The 1,501-nt window shown below is 38.5% G+C and carries 3 protein-coding genes; all 3 read right to left on the bottom strand.

Annotation, left to right across the window (positions count from 1 at the left end; translation table 11 throughout):
* Nucleotides 1–92: 92 nt before the first annotated feature.
* The 3 genes from rpoZ to AC1DUA_RS37135 all read right to left on the bottom strand — a co-directional run bounded on the left by rpoZ (nucleotide 93) and on the right by AC1DUA_RS37135 (nucleotide 1,210).
* Complete coding sequence (gene rpoZ / locus AC1DUA_RS37145) at nucleotides 93–308, bottom strand: DNA-directed RNA polymerase subunit omega (protein ID WP_477504493.1); 216 nt, start codon at nucleotides 306–308, stop codon at nucleotides 93–95.
* 104 nt (nucleotides 309–412) lie between these two features.
* Nucleotides 413–856, bottom strand: coding sequence for a DUF2663 family protein (locus AC1DUA_RS37140; protein ID WP_477504492.1), 444 nt, complete (start codon nucleotides 854–856; stop codon nucleotides 413–415).
* A 120-nt stretch (nucleotides 857–976) separates the two neighbouring features.
* On the bottom strand, nucleotides 977–1,210 hold the full coding sequence (locus AC1DUA_RS37135) for a cold-inducible protein YdjO-related protein (RefSeq protein WP_477504491.1): 234 nt from the start codon (nucleotides 1,208–1,210) through the stop codon (nucleotides 977–979).
* Nucleotides 1,211–1,501: the final 291 nt, after the last annotated feature.

Here is a 1,501-nt window from a genome sequence, read left to right as displayed (position 1 = left end):
ATTTCACACTTGGGCATAAATAAAGTCCACCCTTCAGCTAAAAAAAATGTAGCACCCTCAATTTCTTGAGAGTGCTAAACTTCACCACTTATTTATTTCTGATCCGTCTCAGTCACAAGTTTTTCATAACTGATATAGTTGCCATAAAGTTCTTCTAAAGCAATCCCAACATATTTGTGAGACTTTTGGCCCTTCAAATCTGACTTAGCGCCATCACGCAAAGATCTTGCTCTCATGGAAGAAGCGACAACCAGCGAATACTTACTATCTACGATATCAAGCAGTTTATCAATGGAAGGATATAACATTCAAATTACCTCAGTTCCAGTAGTGCGATTTTTGGTATTCTTCGGGCATAGTTTTATCTTATTATACCCTCTATCTCAGATAAATATCCATCTTTCCTAACGATTTAACTCTTGTAGGCAATATTAATATCAAATTCCTTATCAAGATAACTAGAAATTTGATCGCGCGCTTCCGACTTAACGTCACCCAACCAATTAGCATCCAGCCTGTCAACGGTTTCCATCCGTATATTCTCGTACTTCGTTTTGGCTTTCTCTTTTTGCTTCACAAGGTTTCGGCTAAACATGAAAAAGCTTATGCAAGCTAGTAGAGAAACCGATAATCGTTGGTTCGAAACAAGCAAGTCAAGGATGGCTAAGGCATTGCCACCCGAAACTAATAAAACCTTCTGATAGAAAGATATTGTGAAATAGAGTAGCAAAGCGCCAGTAAGAATGAGAAATATCCATTGCGTCTTCTTAAGTCTATCCCATTCTTTCTTTCTCTTTTTGAGTTTCTCTATCAACACTAAGGTATCATTACTTAGATTTAGATCAGGCTGCTTCATCGGCATTCCCCCTCACTAATCATCGTATGCTTGTTCACCGCTAATCTTGCAAGAAAAAAAGACCGAAAGCATCACTCTAAGAGCGTTGTTGAAGATGCTTTGGTCTTTGGATATTCATAATTAGAAACGTTTTTTCCCTACAAGGAACTTTTTGTTTCCTTTTTTCGCAGTCACTGGCACGTGCTTATAGCTGCGGATCATCGGATTTTTGCAGAGTGGGCATGTTGGTAAATCTTCCGTAACGAATTCTTTGCGAACCCATGCTTTGCAGTCTGCCTCTTTACATTTCCAAATTTCAATCTGTTCGACTTCTGGTTTCTGTTCTTCCGTAACGGTACTCGTTGATGTAGACATTTTCAGCATGTTCTCCCTGTTTCGTAGATTAGACTACTTATTATTATACAGATCCCATTTAATATCAAGCCTTTCCCGTGTTCAAAATTATTTACCGATGGTAGAATGGGTAAAGCGGCTACAAATTAGACACACAATACAAAGGCAGGAATCTCGCATGACGAATTTGCTACAAGAATGGAAGTCTCAGCTTCAGGGATACAGCCGAAATATTTTGCTGTTCTTTTGGTTTAACTTTGTTTGGAATCTAGGTTTGGGTATGTTTGGACTCGTTTATAACCTGTATGTCAA

The sequence above is a fragment of the Paenibacillus sp. 01T422 genome (genome assembly GCF_056398785.1).
This window is presented reverse-complemented; position numbering and strand designations above follow the sequence as displayed.